Source organism: Leucobacter sp. CX87 (genome assembly GCF_018682295.1).
Taxonomy (GTDB): domain Bacteria; phylum Actinomycetota; class Actinomycetes; order Actinomycetales; family Microbacteriaceae; genus Cx-87.
Genome location: NZ_JAFIRI010000009.1, coordinates 80,609 through 100,956, shown reverse-complemented (window position 1 = coordinate 100,956; position 20,348 = coordinate 80,609). Strand labels below are relative to the sequence as shown.

6 protein-coding genes are annotated in these 20,348 nt (G+C 68.5%); 4 read left to right on the top strand and 2 right to left on the bottom strand.

Features of this window, described 5'->3' with window-relative positions:
- Positions 1–48: 48 nt before the first annotated feature.
- Positions 49–1,932, top strand: coding sequence for a heavy metal translocating P-type ATPase (locus KOE53_RS13345; RefSeq protein WP_188046066.1), 1,884 nt, complete (start codon positions 49–51; stop codon positions 1,930–1,932).
- On the opposite strand, the gene KOE53_RS13340 is transcribed toward KOE53_RS13345, so the two are convergent.
- Entirely contained in the window at positions 1,903–2,847 is a 945-nt protein-coding gene (locus KOE53_RS13340) for a 3-methyladenine DNA glycosylase (RefSeq protein ID WP_370566983.1), read from the bottom strand. The two genes, KOE53_RS13345 and KOE53_RS13340, sit on opposite strands and share 30 nt — an antisense overlap.
- Positions 2,848–2,986: 139 nt before the next feature.
- Here KOE53_RS13340 and KOE53_RS13335 point away from each other — a divergent pair, with 139 nt between their 5' ends.
- Entirely contained in the window at positions 2,987–9,424 is a 6,438-nt protein-coding gene (locus KOE53_RS13335; protein ID WP_188058824.1) for a DUF5979 domain-containing protein, read from the top strand.
- Between the two features lie 246 nt (positions 9,425–9,670).
- Positions 9,671–18,973: a DUF11 domain-containing protein gene (locus tag KOE53_RS13330; RefSeq protein ID WP_188058823.1), complete on the top strand. Its 9,303-nt coding sequence runs from the start codon at positions 9,671–9,673 to the stop codon at positions 18,971–18,973.
- Between the two features lie 272 nt (positions 18,974–19,245).
- Here the strand turns inward: KOE53_RS13330 and KOE53_RS13325 are convergent, their stop codons facing one another.
- Positions 19,246–19,623: an RNA-binding S4 domain-containing protein gene (locus tag KOE53_RS13325; protein ID WP_188046064.1), complete on the bottom strand. Its 378-nt coding sequence runs from the start codon at positions 19,621–19,623 to the stop codon at positions 19,246–19,248.
- A 60-nt stretch (positions 19,624–19,683) separates the two neighbouring features.
- Between KOE53_RS13325 and KOE53_RS13320 the strand changes: the two genes are divergently transcribed.
- Positions 19,684–20,334: an IMPACT family protein gene (locus KOE53_RS13320; RefSeq protein WP_188058822.1), complete on the top strand. Its 651-nt coding sequence runs from the start codon at positions 19,684–19,686 to the stop codon at positions 20,332–20,334.
- The last annotated feature ends 14 nt before the right edge of the window (positions 20,335–20,348 follow it).

The following is a 20,348-nucleotide window of genomic DNA, read 5'->3' as shown; positions in this document are numbered from 1 at the left end:
GGGCGGGAGAAGTCGCGAATCCCTCGTGTTTCCTCCACCATGGGTGACATGCGCATCATTCTCCGTTCGGCTCGTTCGTATCCGTTCGTTGCCGCCACGCTGCTCGTGGCCTCGGCCGGGCTGATCCTGCTGGCCACTCCGGCTCGCGGGGCCGCCGAGTGGCTGGTTGGCGGGTACGCCCTCGTGATCGCCGGCTGGCAGGCGGTGGGCATGGTCCGGCAGCTCCTTCGCGGGCACGCCGGGCTCGACGTGCTCGCCGTGATCGCGATCGTCGCGGCGGTGCTGGTGGGGGAGTCCTGGGCGGCGCTCGTGGTCGTACTCATGCTCACCGGAGGTGAGGCGCTCGAGGACTACGCAGAGAATCGTTCGACCCGCGAGCTCACCGCGCTGCTGAACCGCGCCCCGCAGCGCGCGATTCGGCTGGAGGCGGGGGAGCGACGCGAAATCGGCGTCGACGAGATCGCGGTGGGCGACGAGATCCTGGTGCTCCCCGGTGCAGTCGTGCCGGTTGACGGGATCCTGCTGAGCGAGGCTGCCACCTTCGATGAATCGTCACTGACCGGCGAGAGCCTTCCCGTTGATCGCGCGGCCGGAGAGAAGCTGCTGAGTGGCATTGTGAGCGGGTCGAGTGCGGTCGAGATGCGTGCGATCGCTGTTGCGGCGGACAGTCAATATCAGCAGATCGTGAACCTCGTGCGGGAGGCGGCGGGGAGCAAAGCGCAGGTCGTGCGGCTCGCCGACCGATACGCGGTACCGTTCACCGCCGTGGCGCTGCTGATCGCGGGGGCCGCATGGGCCCTCAGCGGCGACCCGGTCCGCTTCGCGGAGGTGCTGGTCGTGGCGACGCCGTGTCCGCTGCTGATCGCGGCGCCTGTCGCCTTCCTGGGCGGGATGAGCAGGGCCGCCCGCGAGGGCATCATCGTGAAGGGCGGCGGGACGCTCGAACAGTTGGCGCGCGTGCGGGCCGTGGCCTTTGATAAGACCGGCACCATCACGACGGGCCGGCCGAGCCTGCGACGGATTGAACCCACCGACGGGTTCACCGAGAACGAGGTGCTCCAGCTCGCGGCATCGGCGGAGGTGTACTCGTCTCATGTGCTTGCGGCCTCGGTCATCGACGAGGCGAGGGCCCGCGGCCTCGCGCTCGCACCCGCGGGTGAGTCGGCTGAGATTGCGACGAATGGCGTGCGCGCCGTTCTCGGAGATCGCACCGTTCGTGTGGGGAAGCCTGGCTGGGTCGCCGAATCGGTGCAGGAATTCTCGCGCGCCGAGATCGCCTCGGGGGAGCTCGCGATCTACGTCGGCGTCGACGACCGGCTCGCCGGCGTCATCGTCATGCGCGATCGGGTCCGTCCTGAGGCTGCTGCAACGCTGGACGCGCTTCGGGGTGCGGGAGTCGAGCGCATCTTGATGGTGACGGGAGACGTTGAGGCCACCGCGCGGCCGATCGCCGACAGCCTTGGCATCGAGGAGTTGCATGCCGAGTGTCTTCCCGCCGACAAAGTGCGGATCATCGCGGGGGTGCCGGTGCGCCCGCTGCTGATGGTCGGGGATGGGCTGAACGACGCTCCCGTGCTGGCGGCAGCGGACATCGGCTATGCGATGGGCGCGCGCGGGGCGACGGCGGCGAGTGAGTCGGCCGATGTGGTCGGGCGGTTTGACACCCTCGCGGGGGTCGGCCGTGCGGTGCAGATCGGGCACGACACCGTGCGGATCGCGTTGCAGAGTATCTGGCTCGGCATCGTGATTAGCGGGGCGCTGATGTTCGTCGCCGCCACCGGCGTGCTGCCAGCGTTGCTGGGCGCCTGGATGCAGGAGGGCGTGGACCTCATCGCCATTCTCGGCGCGCTTCGCGCCCTGGGACCTCGCGCGGAGCGACGGAAATCGGCGGTGGAGAAGCCCCTAGCGGTCGCTGAGCCGAGCCGCGGCTGACCCGGCACGCGCGATCGCGTCGAGCACACGCACGCGTAGCGCGTTGCCGCGGTCGGCGAAGCCGCGCTGCAGCGCTGCATACGCTCGCTTCCCCTCCGGCGTCTCAACGGGGATCGCGGCCAGGCCGTACGAGCTCACATCGTAGGGAGAGGCCCGCATGTCGACCGAGCGGATGTCGCGTGCAAGCTCGAATGCGTCGAGGAGCAGCTCGCCGGGCACGATCGGGCCGAGCTTCACCGCCCACTTGTAGACGTCCATCCCCGCGTGCAGGCAGCCTGATTGCTCCATCTCGGCCTGGTTCTCGCGGGTGGGGCGCAGCTCATTGAGCGGCTCGGCCGCCGGCGTGAAGAAGCGGTACGCGTCGAAGTGGCTGCACGCGATCGGGTTCGACTCGACGACCACGTCGGTGTCGAGCGCCCCGAGGCGCAACGGGAGCGTCCGGTGCCGAATCTCCTCAGGTGTCATGCGATACACCATCGCCCACTCGTGCAGCCCGAAGCAGCCGAACGACGGCGTGCGCTCGAGGGTCTCGGTGAATAGCCGTTCGATGAAGCTGATGAGCTTCCCGCGCGCTTCCCACAGCGCGGCGAGGTCGACCGTCAGGTCCTCGGCAGCGGCCCCGGTGCGGGCGTAGTACTTCCAATCGGCGCGGACAGGATCCTGCGCCGGATCGAACAGGATCGCCGCGCCCTCGAGGGTGACGCCCGCGCCCGGATGCCAGCGATGAAGCTTCGCTGGCGAGACGGGGTAGTAGGTGAAGAGAAAATCCTCGATCGCGTGGGTCTCGCCGCGTTGCCTGCGCGCGCGGTGGGCGCTCGTCAACGCGTCCGCGCGTGCGTGATGTGCCGCCTCGCGGGCGCGCCACTGCGCCGGGATGAGGCGCACCGGGGTCGGCGCGAGCAGAGACGTGATCACTCCGCGAGTGTAGACCGCCTGGCCGGGAGCCGGGAGCCGGGAGCCCGGCTCGAATTGGCGTCGGCGGGCAACTCGATTCCTGGAATCGCTCGAGGATGGCTAGGCTATTCGAGGCTTGGGCGGGGGGCGTCCAGCAACTATGAATCATATTTGGGGTATTTCGGTGGCGTTCTCGAACCAGGCTTTTTCTCGTCGGGGGCGCCTGCGCTCCTGGATCTCGGGCGCGCTCGTCGTGCTGCTGGTGGGGGCGACATTTGGGGCCAGCGGGCTCACGCCGGCGGCAGCACAGCCCGGCTCGTTCCTCCAGATCGACAAAAAGGTGAACGGTCAGGACGCGCACCGCGAACTGCAGCCCGGCCAGAGCGTCAACTACCGGGTCGAGTTCAGTGCCGAGAACTACGACGCGGACGGCCCGGTGCTGCTCACCGACGTACTGCCGGCCGCATTCGCGGGCTGGGCGATCAGCGGAATCGGCGCCAAGCTTCCCGGGCAGCCCGATAGCGTGCTCACCCTCGAAGTTCCCGGCGTCTCGCCCGCGGGCGAGGGCGTCGTCGGCTCTTCCGAAGCAGACCGCACCATCACCCTCGACATCGCTGCCCCCATCGACGGCGGCGGCACAGGCCTGCCGACGGGTGCGCAGGGGTGGATCGAGTACACCCTGACCGTGCCGGCCGACCTCACGGTGGACTGGGCCTTCAACGATCAGGACCTCGTCAACCAGGCAACGATTTCCGGCTTTGGAGCCGACCCCGCCGACCCGCTCAGTGCGAAGGACGACGCCGTCATCTCGGTGCACGTACCGCTGAAGATCGACGTCACCCCGAACAAGACCTGGGAGCCGGGCAGCCAGGCATTCGAGCCCGGCGCCGCCTCGACGATCACGATCGGCGCGACCCAGTCCTCGAACGTCGCCGTCGACTCGCTCGTGCTCCAGGACACCCCCACCGCCCAGGACGGCGCGACCGAGCTCGAAGAGAGCAACCCCTTCCGCTACGTCGACTTCACCGGCTTCGCGGGTGACCCTGCGGCCCCTGCGAATTGGCCCGCGGGCGCGGCAAGCGCCCGAGTTGAGGTGTACGCGTTCGACGGCACCAGCTGGAACTGGACCGAGTACGGCAGCTCGATCGCCAACGCCGACGTTGGCGGCGTCCGCCTGAGCTACGCGGGCGCGATCGAGCCCGACGCGACGGTGACGCAGGCGTTCGGCGCCGCGCAGCGTGAAGAGGATCGGCTCGGCCTGACGGCCGACCTCTCGAAGGGCTACTCCGAGACGAACACCGTATCGGCCACGGTCGAGACCGCCGGGCAGCCGGCCGTGACGAAGGACGCGACCGCGCCATTCGCGGTTACCCCAACCGTCATCGAGGTGCGCGCCGGGAAGACGTTCGTCGACGCGGGTGGCGCTGAGGTTGAACCGTTGAAGACTGTCGCAGGCAACACGGTGCACGCAATCCTGACAGCCAAGAACCAGGACGCGCCGAACAGCGCCACCCTGGACGCGCTCACCATCCGCGAGCCCGCCGCCGGATCGGACGCGGCCTACTTCTCGGAGGAGCTCGCGTTCGCCGGTTTCGACCCGAGCTACAGCGCGCAGGTGTGGCCCGCCGGTGCCACCGGCGGCACGATCACTTGGCAGAGCGCGACGGGACCCGAAACCGTGGTCCTGGTTCCGGGAGCAGCGCTTCCCTCCCCGCCCGCCGGCCTCGACATCTCCGGGTTCGAGATCACCTTCACCGGCGCGATCGCCCCGAGCGCGACGAGCCAGGTGAAGTACGCGATCGACACCAGCGAGGACCTCGCTCTGGACGGCGCCGAAGCGGGCCCGTTCCTCAACAAGATCGAGGTCGAGGGCACTCGTCCGAACATCGACGAGCCCGCCACTGACGGCGCCGAGGCGAACCTCGTCGTCGTCTCGCCGGCCATCAACGTTGCGATCGAGAAGAAGCTCAGCCCGAGCACCGTCTTCCCGGGCGATGATGTCATCGTGCAGCTGCCCGCCAACGCGACTGCCGTGGGCGACAAGACGAAGCCGGTGGAGATCGTCGTTGCAGATCAGCTGCCGGCGGGTGCGGCGGGGACCGGTACCTTCTGGGACGCTTACAACCTCACCGAGGTTGTGGCCCCCATCGATGTCCCGGCTGGTGCGACCCTCACGATCGAGCGGTTCGACTCCGACACCGGCAGCTGGGTCGCGGTCACCACGCTGACCGACCGAAGCGACGTCAGTATCGACCTGTCGGGCGTTGCCGCGACCACCACCGGGATCCGCTTCAACTACACGAACCCGGCAGGCCTCGGTGTCTCCACCGACGTGAAACCGAACCTGCGGTTCGAGGCGCGCAGCGAGCTGCGCTCCGGGGGCACCACGACCCCGAACGGCGCACCGGACTTCACCCCCACGCCGTACCTCAACACGGCGACAGTCGACGCGACAGGCAAGCTGGAGAACCGAGCGGTCGCCGGCGACGCGAGCGACACCGAGACCGGCAGCATTCGTGATGACGAGGCGATGGGTGTCGGTCCAATGTGGGCGGACAAGAACTGGACCGACGACCTCCTGGTCTCGCAGTCCGGCACCTCGAGCTCGACGGTGCAACAGTGGGTGCTGAGCGAGCCCGGCTTCGCCGAGATCACGCTCACCGACCCGGCCCTGCCAAGCGTGAGCGGCGTGGGCACGGTGTATGAGGCGTTCAACCTCACCCGAGTGCAGCCCATCACCTTCTCGAGCAGCCCCCAATTGAAGTGGGACCTCGTTTCGCGGGTTGAGCTGTGGAACGGCTCGGTCTGGTCCGCCCCCACGGGCGCCCCGGCCGACGGCAACTGGATGAATGCCCAGGGCTTTGTCGGGTACACGCTGTCGGGCGCGGAACAGCTCTCGACGCTCGGGGTGCGGCTGACGCTGGCGTCAAACGAGCCTGCCCGAGCGGCCGCCGCAGCGGCGGGTGACGTAGGTGCTCCAGCAGTTGGCGCTGGCGTTTCTGCCTCTGCCGAGGTCCGCAGTTACCAGCTGGATTGGCAGCTTCGGGACCAGGCGCGCAGCGCTGCCCCGACTGACCCCGTGAAGTGGGTCACCTCTGAGACCACGTTCAACTGCCTCGTGCCGCCGGCCTTGGCCCCCGACGCGGGATGTATCGACAACACCTTCGAGATCGCCGGTGAGCGCGGCGGAACCACGCACCGCGGCACCGCGAGCGACACGATCAACGTGATCGATGGCGTCGCGAACGTGTCGCTTCAGAAGGAGGTCGCACCGGCCGCGCTGACCGTCCCCAAGGGCGGCGACCTGCTGCCCGAGGACTACCCGACGACCCGTTTCACGCTGACCACGGAGAACGTCTCTGGCCTCCCGACGCAGGGGGAAAAGGGTGCGATGAAACTGGGCAAGCTTCGCGTCACGGACGTCGCGACCGATATTCTCGGCGCGACCGGGATGGAGCTGAGCCCGTTCGCCGACCGCGACTTCGCGAGCGAGGCGGGCCAAAACCACTTCGATCAGTTCACGCTGACCGGCGTGAGCTTTAGCGCGCTGCCCGCGTACATCGACGTGGCGCAGAGCCAGGTCGAGCTGTGGATCTTCGAGAACGGCGTGCAGCGCAGCGAGGTCTTTTCGATTGCGCAGCTGCAGGGGACCGCTCCAGGCGGGCCCCTGCCGGAGCTGCTCGCGAACACCGTGGGTGTGGCCGTGACCTACCAGGGCACGAGCCCCGAAATTTATGGCAATCGGATCGTTGCCGGCGATGACCTCACCATGCAGCTCGACATGCAGCTCCGCCCGACCCACCGTGCGACGGGTGCCCCCGTCTTGGGGGGACCGGACGGCTCGGCCGTCCAGGTCAGCAACTTCGCGCGCGCCCTGGGCCAGGACCTGGTGGTCGACCCCAGCCGTGAACCAGCGGACACCGACGACGCGGTGGTCGGCCTGACCTCAGCGAAGATCGCGGTGCGCCTTGAGAAGTCGGTTTCCGTGGAAAACACGCTTCCCGGCACGCATGCCGACACCAAGAACCTCTACGAGGCCGACCCGCAGGCGCCCGTCACCGTCGGGTTGACGGCCACGCCAAACGGCTCGACCGCGCCGCTCGATTCACTCGTCATTGAGGACAGCACTGCGGGCTTCTGGGAGATCTTCGAGCTTGTGTCGCTCGGCACCCCGGTCGCGCCGATCGACGCCGATCGGCGCGCGCATGAAGCGTTGGTCGACGGGAACTGGATCGCGTTCGAGGCCGTGACCGACCTCGCCCAGGTGCGTGGCCTGCGCGTCACCTTTGACCGGGTCGACGGCGCGCTCTTCCCGCTGCGGGCCACCTCGTGGACCTCGAGTTGGGGCACTGCAACCCTGCCCTTCACCGTGCAACTGCGGGCCGGACTCGACTCGGACTGGACTGCGGGGATCGTCACTAACACGGCGAGCACCACGGCGACCGGATCCGGCACCGGCACCGCGACCGACGATGCCGAGCAGAGCATCGGCTTCGTGCCCGGCACGAACGCGATCTCGGTGCAAAAGCGCGCGCCGCTCGACTCGACGACGCACATCGTCAGCTCGATGGAGAGCGCCCCGTGGCAGCTCATCTTTAAGAACACTGGCTCAAGCTACCTGCCGATCGAGACCGTGACCGACCAGCTGCCCGCGACGCTGAAGTGGGACGGCGTCCAGCCGACCTTCTCGCAGACGGGCGGCGCCGACCTCAGTATCGATCCGGCGCAGATCGGGGTGGGCCTCGATGGTGGTGCGCTGACCTTCACCTGGCCCGCCGATTCGTTCATGGCGCCGGGCGAAGAGGTCACCATCGACCTCGGCGTCATCCTGCAGCCCGGGCTCAACGCGTCTGAGAAGGCCTCCAACGAGGTGATCGTCGAGACCGGCGTCGTGCTCGCGACCTGCACCCAGCCGACGAACAACGGCCAGGTCGGCACGACTCCGGGGAGCTCGTCCGAGTGCACCAACACCAACTACGTGCACCCACGCGGGGGCACGCTGGTCGGGGCGGTCAAGACCGTGAACGGCGAGCGCGTCGACACGCTTGGCGAGAACCTGATCGGTGAGATGGACGGCCTCGATATCAAGTCGGGCGCGGACTGTGCGGCCTCTCGCTGGTCGGCCGATGGCTACGTCGCGACTCCCTGCGCCGCCTATACGGCGGTCGGCGCCACCGACAGCTGGAAGTTGCAGCACGTCAACGCTGGCACGGCCGATCTTGCGCGGATGACCATCGTCGACATGCTGCCTCGCACGGGGGACAAGCTGCTCGCCGGCAATGCCCAGCGAGCCAGCACGTTCCGCCCGGTGCTCGCCGACCCCAGCTCGATCGCACTCGCAGAGATGCCGGCCGGGGCGACGTACACGGTCGAACTCACGACGAACCCCACGAACTGCATTGGGCAGGATCCTGTCTCGGCGTGGATCGCGGACCCGGAATGCTCGGGAGCAGGGAACACCTGGATCGATCGGGACAGCTACACGGGCGCGGTCGAGGACATCGCCGGGTTCCGTGTCATCGTGACGATGGCGACGGGCGCTCCGCTGAAGCCGGCCGAGTGGGTCAACGTCGAGTTTGAGACCGTGAACCGCGTCATCGAGCACACCGCTGACGGGCTGCAGCCGACCCTGGCCGAGTTCGCCGAGGCGCAGTTCGCCTGGAACCAGAACGGTGTGATCGCCTGGGACACGACCGGTGGCCGGGTGAACCTTCCGAAGGCTCCGCCGCCCGCGGGCGTCACGCTGAAGACCGGGGCGTTGCAGATCACGAAGCAGGTCGAGGCGAACGGTGTCACGCCGATTCCCGAGGCATTCCCGGTGACGCTCGCGTGTACCGTGCCGAGTGGCGTCGCCGACCCGGAGCGCGTCGCGCTCGACATGGGCGCGTTCGCTGAACTCATGGTCCCCGCAGACGGCACCCCGGTGCGTGTCGAAGGGCTGCCCATTGGCGCGGACTGCGTCGTCAGTGAGGACGGTACCGTGGGCGAGCACGGCGAGGTCGGTCGCTCGATCGCGACGACGCCCGGGGTGAACCCCGCGGACGACGGAATGTCAGCCGAGATCACCATCCGCAGCCCCCGCAGCGGCGCCGAGGCGACCCTGGTGAACCTCACGAACACCTACTCGCTCGGCGAGCTGATCGTAGAGAAGAGCTCGCGCAGTAGCAACGAGTTCCCGTTGAGTGGGGAGCAGCTGCGCCAGAGCTTCGACTTTGCTCTGGTCTGCCAGTGGGGTGGCACGAAGAACGAGCTCACGCGCGAGTTCACGCTGCAGGCCGGTGCTCAGCAGGTCATTTCTGATCTGCCCACCGGGGCGCGCTGTGAGCTGACCGAGACCGGCGCGGGTGGCGCAGCGTCGACCAACATTACGGTCGCGGGGCAGTCGACAGCGGGAGTGACGCTCGAGGGCCTCGTGCTGAGCGAGGACGGCGCGCACGTCCTCTTCACGAATAGCTTCGCGGGCGTTCCGCCGAAGGGGCTCCCGGGCACGGGCTCGAACTCCGCAGCGGCGCTGATCGCCGCGGCGCTCGCGCTGCTGGCGATCGGCGGGGCAGCGGTTGTCTTCGCTCGCCGCCGCCGGGAGTCGCCGCTGAACTAGCGCAGCAGACACCACACAGGGCAGGCGCCCGGCACGAAAACCTCGTGCCGGGCGCCTGCCCTTTCTGCAGTCCGCCTGCTCCTTAGGGCGGTGCTGACCCACCGAAGCGCGGCGGCGCGCCCGGGGTGAAGCCGAGGGTGAAGCGGGTCGGGTTGGCCGAATGGCGTTTGGCTCGCGCATAGGTTGGAAAGAGTATGGGCTCTTTCTGCCCGCAGATTTCAATGTCAATCGGGGGATTGCATTTTCATGTCGCGCAACAATTCGAATGACGTTCGCCGTGTCCGGGTTCGGTCCTGGGTGGCGGGAACGCTCGCCTTCGCTCTGGGAGCGGGCGCGCTCGTGGCCGGGGTCGGCGTGCAGATGGCGTCGGCCGCATCGCCCGCGTCTGAGGTGACGGTTACGCAGCAGAGTGCGCCCTACCTGGCTGGTGAAGACGTCACCGTCAACGTGACGATGACGAGCGGTGGCGCCTCGGCGGGCGAGCAGTACAACCTCAGCGCGGCGATCCTGCTGCCCACAAACGTGACCATTCGAAGCACGGGCGGGGCCTTCGGTCCCTACCTGACATTCGGCCCGGGGGAGACCCTGCCGAACCGGGGCCTCGCCTGCGCAGAGGTAGGCCTGCTGCCCGTCGGGGCATCCTGCAAGGTCCCCGACGACGCGCAGTATCTCGTCTTCCAGAATGTGTCGGACCTGCCCGAAGACGCGTCGAACGTTGGAACGCTGACGTTGCGCCCCCGCGCAACGAGCTTCCCCGTCGGGACCGACCAGCTGAACATTCAGGCCGCCGTGTTCTCAAGCAACGCCGAACGCTACGTCCCCAACTTCCCCGGCAGCACCGGCACGGGCACCGGCGCCCACACGTCGGCCACGGGCAGCGACACCCTGAACATCAGGGTCGAGGCGCTGCGCCTCGAGAAGAGCGAGCCGAGCCCGGAGAATGAGCTCCTGCGCGGCGTGCACCTGAACAGCACCACGTACACGCTGCGCGTGCATCACACGGGCGAGGGCAACATCTCGGGCACCGAGGTCGTTGACTTCCTCCCTGCCGGCCTTGAGTACCTGGGCATGGGGGGCATGGACAACACCCGGGGGCCAGCAAACGGCACCCAGCCCGACGACCAGGAATACCCCGGCTCGGGCGGGCTCGAGGGTACTCCGGCCCCGGCAGGATCCGCGCCGAACGCGGGCACCGTTGAGAAGTCGGTCGAGACCGTCGTCCCAACCCCCGAAGAGGTGGCGACGTACAAGCTCGATGCGGGCAAGGTCTACACGAAGGTCGTCTGGGACCTCCAGTCGCTGCTCGCCGCGGGCGACGCGCGCGACGTGAAGGCCCCCATCGCACAGGGATACTCCGCGACCGCCGGCGTTCCCGGCGTGCTCGAGATTCGCTACCGCGCGGGCGTTCCCCTGTTTGAGAACACGCTCGACTTCGGGTACGAGCCGAACGCCTCGGGCGAGCAAGCCGCGAATTTGGACAACAACCGCGGCGCTTCGACGCGTCACGGCTCAGTGCAGACCGACCCGGGGCTGGACGACAACGGCAACGCGCAGGCGCTGACGAACGTCGCGGGTGTCTCTGGCACCTACGCGGGTCCTCTGGCCGAGGGCACCGACCCGAGCTCGGGGGACATCGCCGCGCACACGGTCGATGCCGTCGACGTGCGCGTGCTGAAAAGCGTCAAAGAGGCGTCCTTTACCCAGGGCGAGCTCGCTGTCTACACGCTGAACATCGCGACGAGCGAGTACGCGAGCGCGGAACTCGGAACGGGAGGCAGTGCCCAGATTCTGCCCAACCGTGTCACCGACGACATGGGCGACGGCATTTGCCCGGTCTTCCCCGCAAACGTCCCGATCACCCCGGGCGCGAGCAGCATCGCCGGGGTACCCCGATTGGTCATTGGCGACCCGAACGCGACCCCACGGCCCGACGATATGACGCCGCAGGAGTGGAATGAAGCGCTCGGGCAAATCGCCGACGACTGCTGGTCTGCTGAGGGCCGCGCAGGGGCGGAACTCAGTGGCGCGACCCTGTCCGGCATCGCGTTCGACCCGGCGACGGGGCACTTCGCGCTTGATCTGAGCATCGCGCCGATCGCTGCGGCGAACGGCGCCGGCCACGTGGTCACCTACACGGCATCGCAGAACGCGCTCTACGCGCAGGATGACAGCCGTCCCGGGGCCACCTCGTCAGGCGACACCGTCAGGAACACGGTCGACCTCGAGATGACGACGACCTCGATCCCCGCGCTGAACGGTGTGACTTCCAGCGGCGGGGCCGAAGCCGACGGCACTTGGCGCGCCTGGGACGATTCCGGGGCCTCGCTGAAAGCGAGTCTGAGCAAACTGGACAAGCGGGTGCTGCCCCGGTCTGCGGGCGTGCCGAGCGCGGCCGAGATCGTGAACGTTCCGAATGCGCAGTGGGAGACCGATCAGCCCCTCGCGCCCTTCGCCGCGGGCGATGAGGTTTGGTGGAAGATTACGCTCACCCCGCCCGCCGGCGCCGACGTGCGCGACGCACGCTTGACTGATTTTCTGCCGGTGGGCACCGAGTTCGACCCCGCGCAGACCGGCGGTCGCTTCGACAACATCGCGTACCGGGTGAGCAACCAGTTCTCGGTCGGCGCCTGCCAACCTGTGGGCCGGGCGGCATGGCTGGACGAGTTCGTGCCGAACCCCACCATCACTGACGAGATCTTCACCTGGAACCTCGGCAGCACCGATTGCGTCGCGGGCAACACGACGGATCGATTCTTCCCGCGGAGCGCCACCCTCGACGTCTTCATCAAGACGAAGATCGTCGATGTGGCGGCCTTCGGCCAGGTCGATCTGCCCGAGAACCTCGCGAAGTACCAGCAGCGCAATGACGCAGGGGAGGTCTTTTTCCTCCGCGACCAGGCCGCCGTGCAGCTCGACACCGGCGTTCGCCTGATGAAGGGCATTGACTCGATCAATGCCCCGGCCGCAAGCGCAGGCTTCAACAGCAACAACGATGTCGGTCAGGTGGTTCAGGGCGACGAGGTGCGCTTCCGTCTCGACGTCACGGCGCCGTCGGTGCAGACCGAGAACTACGCGCTATATGACGCGCTGCCCAAGGGTATTCGCGCCCGTGACCTCGCGGGCTTCGTGCCCGCGACGCACGCGATCGATGCGCAGGCGGAAATCTGGGACGGGGTGACGGCGACGTCCACCAGCGCGTTCACCGCGCGCGCGTACGACTGGGCTGACCTGCCCGCCGAGATCAAGAACGGCATCAACGCCGCCTACACGAACCGGACCATCGTGGTGTGGACGCTCGCCGCGGCCGTCCCGGGATCGACGCTGCCCATCGCAGAGAAGCTGCCCGCACCGGCTGTGCCTGGCGTCGAGCGCGGCTTTACGCTGAAATACACGGTCGTGATCCCTGACGGATCACAGACGGCAGACGGCGGCGGCGCAGCGGCACTGCTTGACCAGCGGTACCTGAACACCGCGTCGGTGGCGCAGTTTGACGTCCGCGGCAATGCGGTCGGCGCGAACTCCACGATCGTCGTGCAGCCGGGTGCCGGACAAGGCACCGTCGCGAATGGCGGCGGGTCCGGGTCGTCCGCGCCGGTCTTCTCCCGCGACCTGGTCGCTGGCGAGTTCTCCTCCGGCGCCGACCTGGCCACCGATCCGTCGAGTGTGCGAGTTCCGAACGCGACCATGGACAAGAGCCTGGTCTCGACCGAGATTGCCCCGAGCGGCACCGCGGTCACCGACCCGAACAACGGCGCGACGCGGATCGTGCAGGGCGAATACGCCACGTACGACGTCTCGGTCACGCTGCCGGCGCTCACGACCGTGCGCTCGGGGGTGCTCGCCGACACCGGCAAGCTCCTCGGCACAGGGTCGGGCACCATTACCGGTGCGACCCCCGCAAACACAGTGGCCTATCACGTGGCCTCGGCGACGCTGCACGCGGCCCCGGGGGTTGCCTCGGGCACCGTACCTGCGAATTTTGCCTTCGACAGCAGCACCGGCAGTCTCGCCTTCCCCGAGTTCTACACCGTCGGGGCGACGCCTGAGACGTTCACGGTGCGACTCAAGGTCTGGGTCGACGACATCGACGCGAGTCACGCGACGGGACGACCGAACATTCCCCACAACAAGGGTCTGCAAAACACGGCGAACTTCGACTCGAAAGACGTCGACAACCTCCCGAACCCGCGGCTTAGTGATACGGCCGACGTGGTCTATATCGAGCCGGGCCTCGCCATCGCGAAGACCGCGAACAAGACCTCGGGCCTCCACGCGGGCGATGCGGTGACGTACACGTTGGCAGTTACCAATTCCGGCAGCCGCCCGGTCAGCTACGACAACACCGTCGTAGACACCGTCCCTGCAGGACTCGTGGTGGACACCGATCAGCCGGCGCTCGTGGGAGCAACCTTCAGCAGCGCCGCGGACCTGCAAGCGGGTCTCGGCGGCACCATCACCTGGAGCCACACCGCCTTCACACAGCTGAAGCGGGTGCCCGCCACCGTGAACCTCAGCTACGTCGCGACGATTGAGCCCACCACGGGCGGCGGCTCGGCGTATCTGAACTCCGCGAAGGTGACCGGATACACGCTGCCCGACACCCTCACCGACGCGGCTACGCGCCGCGGTGACCGCGTTGCGAGCGACACGGAGACGGTCCGTGCCGATACCGCCGCCATCGCCAAGGGCGTGCGGGTCGCCGGCGACACGAACTACAACTCGACTTCCGTGTCTGCGCCGATCGGACAGACGGTCCAGTACAAGGTTGATGTGACGCTGCGCCCGGGCATCACCTACTACAACGCGAAGCTCGAGGACACGCTCCCAGCGGGCGTCGAACTGGTCGAAGCGACGATCAGTGGCCCGTCGGGCAGTAGTTCGCCCGCGGGTGACCCGTCGAGCTGGACCCATGCGAAGAGCGGGCAGGTGCACTCGTGGACCTACCAGCCAAACAACGGGGACATCGCGTCGAGCCCGGTCGAGCGCACGCTCACGCTGACGTACGACGTGCTGCTCAAGAACACGGTGGCCGCGGGAGTGAACGCGCTCACCAACACCGCGAAGTTCGGCTGGACCGAGACGACCAACCCGAGCTCTCAGGCGGGAAGCGTTTCCGACAACGCACGCGTCGACATCCTGAACCCCGTCCTCGCGATCGTCAAGAAGGTCGACGGCCAGGACGCGGTGCAGAAGAGCCCGCAGGACGGGTTTGAGTACACGGTGGCCGTAACCAACACGGGGAATACTCCCGCGCACAACGTCACCGTGACCGACACGGTGCCGGTGGGGGTGATCGTCACCGAGTCCTCGCTGACTGCGAGCGGCGGCGTGCTCAGCGGCGCTGGAGCGAACGGTGGCGGCACGATCACCTGGACGCTCGCAGGTCCGCTGCATCAGCAGAGCGGCACGGGCACGCCGAAGTCGCTGAACTTCACCTACTCGGCGACGTTTGCCGAGTCGGAGGCGCTCACCGCTGCCGGCCTCACCAACACCGCGCGCGTGACTCGATTCGAGTCGTTCGGCACGGGCGGCCGCGTGTACACGCCGGCCGGCATCAGCGACACCGCCCAGGTGACGCCGCTGTTCCCGAAGGTCGACCTGACAAAGACCGTCTCCGACGGCTCGCTCGCCTACGTCAATGAGTCCTTCGGCTGGACGCTGAAGCTCGTGAACTCGGGCCAGGGTGCCGCGCAGACGCTCGACGTGACCGACGTGCTGCCGAAGAACTGGTCGTTCGACGCGGACTCTGCCCGGATCAGCGTCGGCGGCGCCGCCGCGGTAGCGCTCGTGAACCCCGTCGTTGGCGCCGAGAGCGGCAAGGCCACGCTGACCTGGAACCTCGGCTCGGCCAGTCCTGCGACCCCGATCCTGCCGGGTGCCGCGGGAGGCGCGACCCTCGCCCAGCGCACCGTCGTGATCACGTTCACCGCGACGCCGTCCGACGCCGCCGCCAGCGACGCGGGCACCGGGATTGACGTGAACGCGCACACCAACACGCTGCGCGCAGTGACCACCGACGGCACTGGGGCGACGAGCAACGCGACTGGGGGCTTCACCGGTGCGAACAGCTCGGCGGACGCCTTCCTGGGCGAGGCGGATCTCACGATCGAAAAGACGGGTGCCGCCGATCCCCTCGTCGCGGGAGAGACGGCCATCGGTTGGTCGATCCTCGTGTCGAACGCTGGACCAGACACGGCGGCGGGGCCCATCACGGTGACCGACACCACGGGGGCGCTGCCCGCGGGCATCACCGTGACCGAGGCGGCCGGCGAAGGCTGGACATGCGAGCTGCCGGTGCGCGGCACCGACGGAGTGACCACCTTCGAGTGTGCGCGTACCGACGCCGCAGAGTCGCTCGCGAGCACGGACTCATTCCCCGTGATCGAGGTCGAGGTAGAGGTGGCCGACAACCAGGCTGCGGTGACCGACATCGTGAACTCGGCGACGGTGGTTCCCGGTCGGACGGTCGACCCGAACCCGAATAACAACACCGACGAGGCCCGGATTTCGACGACTACCTCGGCGGATCTGGAAATCGACAAGACCGTCACCACGCAGGATCCGACCGCGGGCGCGGCCATCACGTGGCAGCTCGCGCCGGTGAATCACGGCCCCTCGGTCTCGGTGCACACGGACGCCGCGCCGATCACGATCACCGACACGATTCCCGCGGGAATCAGCGGTGTGGCCGACCCGTCAACGACCCACTGGGCCGCGACGACCTCGGCAGCTGGAGGGTTCCCGGTCACGGCAGGCGACACTGTGACCTGGACTTACACGGGCACGCAGCTCGCCGTTGGTGCGGCGCCGAATGTGACGCTCTCGGGCACAATTGACGCTGGCTGGACCGGCGGCAACATCGTGAACTCCGCGGAGATCACCCCCGGGGAGACGCCTGATCCCGAACCCGACAACAACACCGACGACGTCACCGTCACCCCGGGCGACAGCACGACGCTCGCGATCGACAAGACGCGCGTGGTGTTCGAGGGCGGCTCCTGGGTGGCTGCCGCCAGCCTTGATCCGGTACCGAGCTTCGAGCCGGGTGCGGACATCAGCTATCGCATCACCGTGGTCAACAACGGCCCGGCCGACGCGCGTGTAGTGAGGGTGGTCGACGAGGTCCCCGCCGGGCTCACGTACAAGACCCACGCGAGCGGGACGGGTACCTGGACCCGTGCTGCGGGCCCCGGCGCCTGGGAGACCTTTGCGCTCGGCGGCACCCAGCAGGTGGGCGCGGTGCACGCGACCTCCTTCGTCGTGACGTTCGCGACGGATCCTGCGATGGACCCGGCCGTGGCGCTCGTGAACTGGGCGGAGGCCTCGGCCGAGAACTCGACCAACACTCCGCGCGACGACGACAGCACGAGCGCGACGCGCGATGCGGATCTGTCGATCGAAAAGTCGCACACCGCCCCAGCTTTGGGGGTGGCGGCGATCGCCGGCGAGTCCGTGAGTTACCAGCTCGTCGTCACGAACCATGGACCGAGTATCTCGGACGCGCCTATCTCGGTCGATGACGTGTTGCCCGCCGGATTCAGCTACGCGGCAGGATCCGCCATGGTGTCAGTCGCGGGCGGCACCGCCGCGGCGGTTGACCCGGCGGTCGAGGGCCAGACCCTCACCTGGGCGAACCTCACCAGCGACGTCGCGCTCGCGCCGAGCGAGACCATCGTGATCTCGTTCACCGCGAACATTGCGGCGACCGTCGGTGAGCAAGCCGGCGTGCTGAACACCGCGACCGTCGACGGACCGAACGACACCGACCCCGGCAACAACTCGGACACGGATCCGGTCGACATTGTGACGCAGGCCGACATGGTCATCACGAAGGACGTTGCCGCGGGCCCCTGGGTTGCCGGCACCGATGTCAGCTACACGATTGCTGTGCAGAACGACGGCCCCTCGGTCGCCGACGCGTCGGTGACGGACCTGCTGCCCGCCGGAGTGAGCTTCGTGTCGATCAGCGGCAGCGCCGGCTGGACCTGCACGGACGCGTCGGACACGGCCCCCGCCAGCTGTGCGTACCCGGCACACCCGGTCGGTGTCGATAGCGCAAGCACCATCACGGTCGTCGGGCACATCGCTTCGAACGTGGTGACCGGCACCGAGCTGACGAACCTCGCCGAGCTCGAGTGGGTCGATAGCCGCGGCGACCACGAGGGATCGGACGACGCCGACATCACGGTAACGACGCTCGCCGACCTCGTGCTGCTCAAGACCGCGATCGACGCCGAGGGAGATGAGACGGGCGCCGCAGTGGCGGGCGAGCAGTCGCGCTACCGCCTGACGGTGACCAACGACGGCCCGAGCGACGCGATCGCGCCCCTCACCGTCACTGACACCCTGCCGGCGGGTATCAGCTTCGTCGGGCTCACGAGCGGGTCCTCCGAATCGTGGAGCGCGGTGGTGGACGAAATCGACGAGGTCACTGGCACGCAGCAAGTCGTGTTCACGCGGGTTCCCGCGGGGACGGGCATTGCTGACGGTGTCACCGCCCCCGCGATCGACTTCGACGTGCTCGTGGACCAGGCCGTCGCCGACGGCAGCGTGCTGACGAACACCGCGACGGTCGCCTCAGGTACTCCCGAGGCGAACGTGGACAACGACACCGACACGGCCGACCTAACGGTGGGCCGCGAGGTTGACGTGTCGATCGCGAAGTCGCACGACTCCGATGCGGTGCGCATCGGCGATGCCCTGCCCTTTGCCCTGCAGGTGACGAATGGCGGCCCCTCGGTTGCGAGCGGCGTGATGGTCACCGACCTGGTGCCCTTCGGGCTTGAGGTCGCGAGTGCCCCCGGCGACGACGTGGGCGAGGACTGGACGTTGGTATCGGTCGACCCGGTCGACCCGGACAATGCCGCCGCCGGCACCCGGGTGGTTGCCAGCTACAGCGGGGTGCTCGTCGCCGGAGAGGCAGCGCCCGCGCTGACGCTCACGACGACGGTGCTCACCGAGGCGTACTCGACCGTGGTCAACACGGCCGATGTCACGGTCGTGGAGCAGGATCGCGACCCCGCGAACAACCACGCCGAAGACCCGGTAACGGTGCCGCCGCTGGCGACGCTCGTTGTTGAGAAGACCGCGGTGGGAACGTTCCAGGTCGGGAAGACCGGCGCGTACCGAATCACGGTCTCGAACGAGGGGCCGACGGAGGATCCGGGGCCGATCACGGTGACCGACGTGCTGCCTGCCGGGCTGACGTTCCAGTCGTCGCCGGACGCCGGGGTGCAGGTGAACGGCAAGACCGTGACCTGGACGATCGGCGGGCTGGCGGTCGGCGAAAGCGTCGACCTGACGCTCATCGTCAACGTGCAGCAGGCAGCCTTCCCGTCGGTGACGAACGTGGTCGAGGTCGCCTCGCCTACGGAGCTGACCCCGGAGAGCGTGACCGTCGACGACGCCACGATCGATGTGGCCGCCGCCGACCCGATGCCCGCCACGGGCTCGGATCAGCTGCTCGTGCTCGGCGGTATCGCGCTGCTCTTGCTCGTCGCCGGCGGCGCCGTGCTCGTCGCGCGGCGGCGCCGTGCACTGAGCGAGTAGTCGCTCGCTGAGGGCCCGGTTCGCTTTGGCGGCCGGGCCCTTTGGCGCCCGTGGCTGTGTTGCCCGCCCCGCCCCAGCCCGCCCGCTGCCATCTCGTGAACGCAAAACGCTGCTTCACCTCACGCGAAGCGACATATTGCGTTCACGAGATGGCAGGCGGGGTGCATCAGGCGGGGTGCAGCAGGGGGAGCGTACGCGGGGCAGGGAGCCTCCCTGCGAGGCGCGCGACGAGGGGCAGGATCCTGCCTGCAATACCTCGTCAGAAGCGGGCGCTACGCCTCGGAGGAGTCGTGCCCGCGCAGCTTGTCGAGGTCGCGGCGTTCGCGCTTCGAGGGCCGCCCGGCCCCGCGGTCGCGGATCGGCAGGATCGCCCGCTCTTCCTTCGGAAGCGGCGGCGGGGTGTGGTCCGCAAAATGCTTCGCGGCCTCGACGGCGCTGCCGCGGCGGGTGGCGAGGCCAGTGACCTCGTAGATCTTGTCGAAGCCGTGCAGGCGGACCTTCACGATGTCTCCGACCGCGACGTGCTGGGCAGCCTTCGCGGTCATGTCGTTTACGCGCACGTGGCCCGCGCGGCAGGCCGTGGTCGCGGCGCTGCGCGTCTTGGTGAGCCGCACCGCCCACACCCAACTGTCTACTCGTACACCGGCCATGCTCGAATGCTATCGCCTGCGCGTGGATGCTTCGGCCGCGAGACCGGGCAGAATGGGCGCATGCCCTCCCCGTACGAGACGATCGGCCAGCCCGTCGAGACGGAGCTCGAGATTTCCAGGTCCCGCTTCCTGACGCGCCTCGTTCGCGTCGGCGACGAGGCGGAGGCGCGCGCCGAGATCGCCGCCGTCCGAGCCGCCCACCCGCGGGCGCGGCACCACTGCAGCGCCTTCGTCCTCGAGCCCGACCAGCGCACGAAGCGCTCGAACGACGACGGCGAGCCGAGCGGAACCGCTGGCGCCCCCATGCTCGACGCGCTCGTCTCAGCGGGGCTGAGCGATGTCGTCGCGGTGGTCACGCGGTACTTCGGCGGGATCCTGCTGGGAGCAGGCGGGCTGACCCGTGCGTACCGCGGAGCCGTTGCCGAGGCCACCGCGCAGGCCGAGCGTGTGGTGCGCGCGCCACGTCGCGAGGTGTGGGTGCGCGCGGGATATGAGGTCGCGCCGCAGTTCGAGGCGGAGGCGCGTCGCCGCGGCTATGCGCTTGCCAGCGCGGAATACGACGATGCCGTCACGCTGCGGCTGCTCGTTCCCGACACGCGGGTGCCCGAGGTGGCCGCGCTCGCCGCCGAGCTCAGCGCGGGGGCGGCCGAGCTGCGGTGCGGCGGCCTCGATTTTGTCGACCTCCCAGCAGGATCCGGGCTGGACGAGTAGCGTCCGGACGCCGT